The organism is Paractinoplanes hotanensis (assembly GCF_023717965.1).
In the GTDB taxonomy this organism is placed as follows: Bacteria; Actinomycetota; Actinomycetes; order Mycobacteriales; family Micromonosporaceae; genus Actinoplanes; species Actinoplanes polyasparticus.
This window is the reverse complement of the sequence record NZ_JAMQOL010000006.1, coordinates 278,137-285,753: the sequence shown is the minus strand read 5'-3', so window position 1 is coordinate 285,753 and position 7,617 is coordinate 278,137. Positions and strand designations below refer to the sequence as shown.

Here is a 7,617-nt window from a genome sequence, read left to right as displayed (position 1 = left end):
CCTGGCCACCGCGGCACCCTGGACCTCACCCTGGCTACCGCCGGGTTACGGGAAGGACTTCTGGCCAGGGGCTTAGGCCGCGGCCAGCAGTGCAGTGATCGTCCGGGACAGCCGCGCCCGGGCCGCGATGACCGACAGGTCCATGTTCTCGCGCCACGTCGACCAGGTGGGCCACATGCTGACCGCGGTCAGCGCGTCGAGCAGTTCGTCGTTGCCGTCGACCTCGGCCGCGAAGAGGGCGGCGAGCTCGTCCCGTACGCGCTGCACATGCATCCGCCGGTAGCGGCGCAACGTCTCGCTGAACGGCTCCTTGATCGCCGCCGCCTTGGCTGTCGGGCCGATCTGTTCCAGCAGGCGGGCCCGCTGGCGGCAGTAGGCCTCGATGCGCTCGGGCAGCGGCAGCTCGGGCGAGATCGGCCGGTGCGAGGCGTCCCGCACCTCGAGGACCCGCTTGCCGCTCGCGGTGAACAGGGCCTCCATGTCGGCGAAGTGGCTCCACAGCGCGCGCAGCGAGACGCCCGCCGTCTTGGCGATGCGGTCGGCGGTCGGGCGCAGGTCACCCTCGCCGATGAGCCGGAGGTGCGCGTCGACGATGGCGTTGCGGGTGCGCTCGGACCGGGCGGTGCGCCCGTCGACGCGCTGCTGGGCCGGGCTCACGAGGCGGCGCTCCGGTGGCGGCTCAACTCCCGCCGGGCCAGCGAGCGCTTGTGCACCTCGTCCGGTCCGTCGGCGAGGCGCAGCGTCCGGGCCGCCGCCCACAACCCCGCGAGCGGCGTGTCCTGCCCGACGCCGGCCGCGCCGTGGGTCTGGATGGCCTTGTCGACGATCCACTCGACGGTGGCCGGCACGATGATTTTGATGGCCTGGATCTCGGTGTGGGCCCCCTTGTTGCCGACCGTGTCCATCAGCCAGGCCGCCTTGAGCACCAGCAGCCGGGCCTGTTCGATCCGTACCCGCGATTCGGCGATCCAGTCCTGCACGACACCCTGCTCGGCCAGCGGCTTGCCGAACGGCGTGCGGCTGAGCGCCCGGGTGCACATCAGTTCCAGCGCGCGCTCGGCCATCCCGATCAGCCGCATGCAGTGGTGGATGCGACCCGGCCCCAGGCGCGCCTGCGAGATGGCGAAGCCGCCGCCTTCCTCGCCGATCAGGTTCGACACCGGCACCCGGGCGCCCTCGAAGAGCATCTCGGCATGGCCGCCGTGGTCGCCGTCGGTGTAGCCGAAGACCGTCATCCCGCGCTTCACGGTCACGCCGGGCGTGTCCCGCGGGACCAGCACCATGCTCTGCTGGACGTGCCGCGCGGCCGACGGGTCGGTCTTGCCCATCACGATGAAGATGCGGCAGTTCGGGTTCATCGCGCCGGTGATGTAGAACTTGCGGCCCGTGATGACGTAGTCGTCGCCGTCGCGCTCGATGCGGGTGCCGATGTTCGTGGCGTCGGACGAGGCGACCTGCGGCTCGGTCATCGCGAAGGCCGAGCGGATGGTTCCGTCGAGCAACGGCTGCAACCACCGTTGCTTCTGTTCCTCGGTGCCGAACTCGGCCAGCACCTCCATGTTGCCCGTGTCGGGCGCGGCGCAGTTCAGCGCGGGCGGAGCGATGTGCGGGCTGCGGCCGGTGATCTCGGCCAGCGGCGCGTACTGCAGGTTGCTCAGGCCGGCGCCGTGCGTACCGGGCAGGAAGAGGTTCCACAGACCGGCCAGCCGCGCCTGGGCCTGCAGCCGCGCCACGATGGGTGGCGGTTCCCAGCCCTCGCTGTGGAACCCGGCCTCGGCCGGGTAGACGTACTCGTCCATGAAGGACAGGAGCCGCTTGCGGTAGTCCTCGGTCCGCTCGTCGAAGCCGAAGTCCATCAGTGTCCCTCCAGCGCCTCGTGACCGCGCATGACCAGGGGGCCGACCATCTGACCGATCGTCTCGAACCCGTCGCCGACGGTCTGCCCCTGAACGTATCGATAGTGCACGCCCTCGAGAATGACGGCGAGCTTGAATGCGGCGAATCCCACGTACCAGTGCAGATCGCTGACGTCGCGCCGGCTGCGTTCGGCGTAGCGCGCGCTCAGCTCGGCCAGGCTCGGATGCCCGGGCACCCGCAGCGGCGCGGACGGCCGTCCACCGGCGCCGGGATTGAGCGGAAGGTCGGCGTAGACGAGCATCAGGGCCACGTCGCTGAGCGGGTCGCCCAGCGTCGACATCTCCCAGTCGAGCACGGCGTTGACCTGCAACTCGTCGCCGATCAGCACGTTGTCGAGGCGGAAGTCCCCGTGCACCACGGCGCCCGGTCCGCCGGCCGGGATGTCGACCGCCAGCCGGGCGTGCAGCTCGTCGATCCCGGCCACGTCGCGGCTGCGGGACGCGTCGAGCTGCTTCTTCCACCGGTTGACCTGGCGCTGGTTGAACCCCTCGGGACGGCCGAAGCCGTCCAGCCCGATCGCCGCCGGGTCGAGGGCGTGCAGGTCGGCCAGAGTGTCCACGAGCGACAGACCGAGCGTCCGCATCGCTTCCGGGCCGAGCGCCTCGAGCTGGGCCACGTCCCGGTAGATGGTGCCGTCGACGTGTTCCATCAGATAGAACGGGGCGCCGATGACCTCGGTGTCGGTGCAGAGCAGCACCGGGCGCGGAGCGGGGAACCCGGCCTTCGACAACGCCTCGAGCACCCGGTGCTCGCGGGTCATGTCGTGCGCCGTCGGCAGCACGTGACCGAGCGGCGGGCGGCGCAGCACCCAGCGCTGCTCGCCGTCGGTCACGGCGTACGTCAGGTTCGACCGGCCGCCGGCGAACATGCGGCCCGTCAGTTCCCGCGGGCTGTCGAGGTACGCCTGAAGACGTTCGAGGTCGAGCCCCCTCATCGGGCCTCGCCCTCGAAGGCGCGCTGCATCTTGTTCATGCCGCCGAGCCATCGGTCGGGGTCGGCGGCCCGCAGCCGATAGAAGTCGGCCACCTCGGGGTGCGGCAGGATCAGGAAGCTGTCGCCCTGCAGCGCTTCGCCGACCTTGGCCGCCACCACGTCGGGTTCGAGTGCGCTCTCGGCCAGCAGGGCGGCGCTGGCACTGCCGCGGGCGCTGCCCCGGGTCAGCATGTCGGTGCGGACACCCTGCGGGCACAACGCCTGCACGGTGATGCCGCGGTGGTGGTAGGTGGCGCGCAGCCATTCCGCGTACGCCAGGGCGGCGTGCTTGGTGACCGCGTACGGCGCGCTTCCCAGCAGGGTGAGCAGGCCGGCCGCGCTGACCGTCATCACGAGGCGCTTGGGCTCGTTCGTGTCGAGCCACCGGGGAAGCAGCGCCCGGGTGACGTAGACATGCGACATCACGTTGACGTTCCAGTCCCGGGTCCACACGTCGTCGGGCGTGCTCTCGTCGCCCGCCGTGAGCACGCCGGCGTTGGCGCAGAACAGGTCGATGCCGCCCAGCTCGGCCCAGGCCGTGTCGATCAGGCGGCGGGTGTCCTGCTCGTCGGCCGCGTCGCCGGGCACCGGCAGACCGCCGATGTCGCTGGCCACAGCCTCGGCCGCGGCCTGGTCGACGTCGTTGACGACGACCTCGGCCCCCTCGGCCGCGAACCGGCGGGCCAGCGCCGCGCCGATTCCGCCGCCGGCGCCGGTGACGACGACCCGCTTCACTGCATCTTCCCGGTCAGGGTGACGCCGCCGTCGATGACGAGGGTCTGGCCGGTGATCCAGCCCGCGTCGGCCGAGCTGAGGAACGCGACCGCGCCGGCCACGTCCTCGGGGACGCCCAGCCGGGCCATCGGATAGCCGGACGACACCTGTTCCTCCCGGCCCTCGAAGAGAGCGGACGCGAACTTGGTCTTGACCACGGCCGGGGCGACCGCGTTGACCCGCACCTTGGGCGCCAGCTCGACGGCCAGCTCCTCGGTGAGGTGAATCAGCGCGGCCTTGGTGACCCCGTAGAAGCCGATGCCGGGCGCTGGGCGCACGCCCGAGACCGACGAGATGTTGACGATCGAGCCGCCGTCCTCGGCCAGCCTGCCGCGCAGGGCCTCCTGCACCCAGCCGAGCGTGCCGAGGACGTTGACCTCGAGGATCTTGCGGGCCGCGCTCAGGTCGAGCGAGGCGAGCGGCCCGTAGACCGGGTTGATGCCGATGTTGTTGACGAGCGCCGTGACCGGGCCGAACTGGCCCAGCACGGTGTCGACCACGGCGGCCCGGTGATCGGGGTCGTCGCCCTTGCCGGCGACCCCGATCGCCACCTCGGCGCCGCCCAGATCCTTGGCCGCCGAGTCGAGCGCGGCCGCGTCCCGGCCGGTGATGCAGACCTTGTACCCGTCGGCCACGAAGCGTTGCGCGATGGCGAAACCGATCCCCCTGCTGGCTCCCGTCACGATCGCCACTTGGTCCGCCATGGCCGCTCCCTCGTCAGTCCTGATCAACAGATGTCCCGCAGCCCACCTTAGGCAGCGGGGATGCCGTTCGCTGGCGGGGCCACCGCCGCCTGCTCGTAGACCTCGACCGCGCCGTCGCCGTCGTCGGTCCGGAACGGCTTGCCGATCCACTTGGCCTGGCCGCCCTCGATGACGGTGAGCTGCTCACCGCCGTAGCCGGAGTGGTCGGTCGCCGAGTAGCGCGTCGGCACCAGGCCGGGCCCGGTGAAGCCGCCCTTCTTGACCGCCTCGATGATGCCGTCCCGGGTCAGATCCTTGCCGGCGGACTGCAGCGACTGGACGAACAGGTAGGCGACGGACATGCCGTACACGACGTTGTTGTCCATCTCGGCGCCGGCGTTGTACTCCTTGTTGACCTTGGTGTACAGCTGGATCCACGGGTTCGCGGTGTCGTTGACCAGCGGCAGGTAGTTCGCCGCCACGACCCCTTCGAGCAGCGGCGCGGCCGCCCCCAGGGTCTTGGCGAGCGTGGTCGGGTCGGAGCCGACGTTGCTCACCACGAACTGCGGCTTGAACCCGATCTTCGCCGCCGTGCCGATCGACAGCGCGGTGAACCCGGGCACGGTCGCGAGCATGACGACCTGGCAGCCGGCCGCCTTGAGCGCGCCGATCTGCGGCCCGACGTTCGGGTTGCTGGTCACGTACGACTGCTTGGCTGCGACCGGGCCGAGCACCTTCTCGATGCCGGCCAGGCTGTCCCGGCCGAAGTCGTCGTCCTGACCGAGGAAGCAGACCTTCTTGCCGGCGTGCTCCGTCTTCACGTGGGTGGCCAGGATCTTGCCCTCGACGGTGTAGTCGGGGTTGAAGCCGAACGTGCCGGGATACTTGTCGGGCTGGTTCCAGCTGCGGCTGCCGCTGGCCACGAAGAGGTCGGGCACCCGGTTGGTCTTGAGGAAGTCGAGCACACCGCTGTGCGTGGGCGTGCCCAGGCCGTTGAGGATGGCGAAGACCTTGTCCTGCAGGACCAGCTGGCGCACGACCTGCTGGGTGTTCGCCGGGTTGTAGCCGTCGTCCATGATCTTGTAGGTGATCTTGCGGCCGTGCACGCCGCCGTTCGCGTTCACGTAGTCGAAGTAGGCCTTGGTGGCCGGGGCGATCTTGGAATAGCCGGCGGCGGCGGGGCCCGTGAGGGGCATGTGCGTGCCCACCACGATCTCGGTGTCGGTCACACCGGGAGTGGCGGCGCTGCTGCCGCCGCCACTGTCGGCGTTGCTGCAGCCGGCCGCGGCCAGCAGCACGGCGGCGAGGACGGTCGCGGTGCGTTTCATCATCGGCCTTTCTGCGCGGAATCCAGGAAGTGGTTGTGCGCGTGCCTTTCAGTGCTTCTTGGTGCGGAACTGCCACCGGCGAGGAATCCGTAGGGAGGCCAGGCCGCCGGGAGCGGCGAGCATGACGACGACGAGAACGACGCCGAAGAAGGTGAGCGCGAGGTTGCCCTCGAGCCGCTGCGAGCCGGCCGCCTCGCCGATCTCGTGCGCGACCGCGGGCAGCGCGACCAGCAGCCCTGCGCCGATCAGCGCGCCGGAGAGCCGGCCCAGGCCGCCGATGACGATCGCCATCAGCAGGAACAGCGACAGGGTCAGCGGGAACGCGCCGGGGGAGACGCTCTGCGCGATCACTGCGAACAGGGCGCCGGCGAGACCGGCGCAGGCGGCGGAGACGACGAACGCGGCGACCTGCGTGCGGGCGATGCTGATGCCGGCGAGACGGGCTGCTGTCTCGTCGTCACGCACGGCCCGCATGTCCCGGCCGAACCGGCCCCGGGTGAGCAGGGCCAGCGCCAGCACGGTGATCAGGGCGCCACCCCAGCACACCCAGGCCTGCCACTGCTCTACCGTCATCGACTCGGGCGGCGGGTTCAGGATCACCGACAGGCCCTGATCGCTGTTGAACGTCTCGTCGAACGTGCTGGTGATCGAGGGCACGACCACCGCGACGGCCAGGGTGAGACCGGCCAGATAGGGCCCGCGCAGGCGGGCCGCGGCCAGGCCGATGACGGCGCCGACGGCGGTGGTCACCAGGATCGCCACCACGATGCCGACGGCGAGCAGGTTGAACTTGTTCTGCCAGAGCGCGAGCGTGTACGCGCCGGTCGCCATCAGGGCGCCGTGGCCGAGCGACAGCTGTCCATTGAGGCCGGTCAGCACGGTCAGGCCGGCGGTGACGCAGAGATAGGCCCCGATGGTCGCCAGCTGGTAGGTGCGGAACGGCGGCAGGGTGTAGGTGAGCGCCACCACGATCGCGGCGCCGATGACGACGACGACCAGAGGGCTGAACCGGCGCCGCATCGGCGGCGAGGCGATCCGCGTGGTGACGCGGTCCCGGACGACGGTCATGCCGTCCTCGCTTTCGATCGGGAGAAGAGGCCGTCGGGACGGCTCAGGAGGACGACGACCAACAGGGCCAGGACGGCCATCGGGGCGACCGTGGCGCCGAGGTAACCGCTGATGTACGAGAGCAGCAGGCCGACGAGCAGGCCGCCGAGCACCGAGCCGATCGGACTGTCGAGGCCGCCCAGTACGGCCGCGGTGAACGCCGAGATGAAGACGATGTCCATCGCGGTCGGGTGCAGGCCCAGTTCGGTGGGGATGACGAGCATGCCGGCGAGCGAGCCCACGGCGGCGGCGAGCGCCCAGCCCAGCGTCAGCATGCCGCCGACCGGGACGCCGAGCAGCCGCGAGACGTCCGGGGCGAAGGCGGCCGCCCGCATGCGCAGGCCGGTGGGCGTACGGGTGAACAGCAGCGTGAGAAGGACGACCACCGCCCCCACCGCGGCGAAGACGAACAGGTCGTAGCGCGACAGCAGGGCGACGCCGCCGATCTCGAACGCGTCGCGGCTGAACGGGGCCGTGGCCGGCCGGAACTCGTTGCCGTAGATCATGCCGAGCACGCCCTGGATGATCAGCACCAGGCCGAGCGCGACGACCACGCCGTTGAGCGGCGAGGAGTGGTCGACGAAGCGCATCACCACACGCTCGACCCCCGCGCCCAGCAGCAGGCCGGCGACCAGCGCGACGACGAAGCCGAGCCAGTACGAGCCGGTCGCGTCGGCCACCGAGTACGCCACGTACGCCGTCGCCACCGCCATCGCGCCCTGGGCGAAGTTGACGATGCGCGTGGCCCGCCAGATCAGCACCAGGGCCAGTGCGAACGCCGCGTAGACGGCGCCCCGGCTGAGGCCGTCGAAGGTGAGGAACAGGAAACGGTCCAT

8 protein-coding genes are annotated in these 7,617 nt (G+C 70.8%); all 8 read right to left on the bottom strand.

Annotated features, from left to right (window positions below):
* Nucleotides 1-72: 72 nt before the first annotated feature.
* Genes LXN57_RS05715 through LXN57_RS05680 form a run of 8 tightly spaced genes read right to left on the bottom strand, consistent with a single transcriptional unit; the run spans nt 73 to nt 7,617 of the window.
* On the bottom strand, nt 73-657 hold the full coding sequence (locus LXN57_RS05715) for a TetR/AcrR family transcriptional regulator (RefSeq protein WP_251796939.1): 585 nt from the start codon (nt 655-657) through the stop codon (nt 73-75).
* On the bottom strand, nt 654-1,856 hold the full coding sequence (locus LXN57_RS05710) for an acyl-CoA dehydrogenase family protein (protein ID WP_251796937.1): 1,203 nt from the start codon (nt 1,854-1,856) through the stop codon (nt 654-656). Before LXN57_RS05710 ends, LXN57_RS05715 begins: the two co-directional genes overlap by 4 nt.
* Nucleotides 1,856-2,851, bottom strand: coding sequence for a phosphotransferase family protein (locus tag LXN57_RS05705; protein WP_251796935.1), 996 nt, complete (start codon nt 2,849-2,851; stop codon nt 1,856-1,858). Before LXN57_RS05705 ends, LXN57_RS05710 begins: the two co-directional genes overlap by 1 nt.
* On the bottom strand, nt 2,848-3,624 hold the full coding sequence (locus LXN57_RS05700) for an SDR family NAD(P)-dependent oxidoreductase (RefSeq protein ID WP_251796933.1): 777 nt from the start codon (nt 3,622-3,624) through the stop codon (nt 2,848-2,850). The genes LXN57_RS05705 and LXN57_RS05700 overlap by 4 nt, the downstream gene beginning before the upstream one ends.
* Complete coding sequence (locus LXN57_RS05695) at nt 3,621-4,367, bottom strand: SDR family oxidoreductase (protein WP_251796932.1); 747 nt, start codon at nt 4,365-4,367, stop codon at nt 3,621-3,623. The genes LXN57_RS05700 and LXN57_RS05695 overlap by 4 nt, the downstream gene beginning before the upstream one ends.
* Before the next feature lie 47 nt (nt 4,368-4,414).
* Complete coding sequence (locus LXN57_RS05690; RefSeq protein WP_251796972.1) at nt 4,415-5,674, bottom strand: ABC transporter substrate-binding protein; 1,260 nt, start codon at nt 5,672-5,674, stop codon at nt 4,415-4,417.
* A 48-nt stretch (nt 5,675-5,722) separates the two neighbouring features.
* Complete coding sequence (locus LXN57_RS05685; protein WP_251796930.1) at nt 5,723-6,742, bottom strand: branched-chain amino acid ABC transporter permease; 1,020 nt, start codon at nt 6,740-6,742, stop codon at nt 5,723-5,725.
* Nucleotides 6,739-7,617 carry a branched-chain amino acid ABC transporter permease gene (locus LXN57_RS05680; protein WP_221375644.1) on the bottom strand — a complete coding sequence of 293 codons (879 nt, stop codon included), beginning with the start codon at nt 7,615-7,617 and terminating at the stop codon, nt 6,739-6,741. Before LXN57_RS05680 ends, LXN57_RS05685 begins: the two co-directional genes overlap by 4 nt.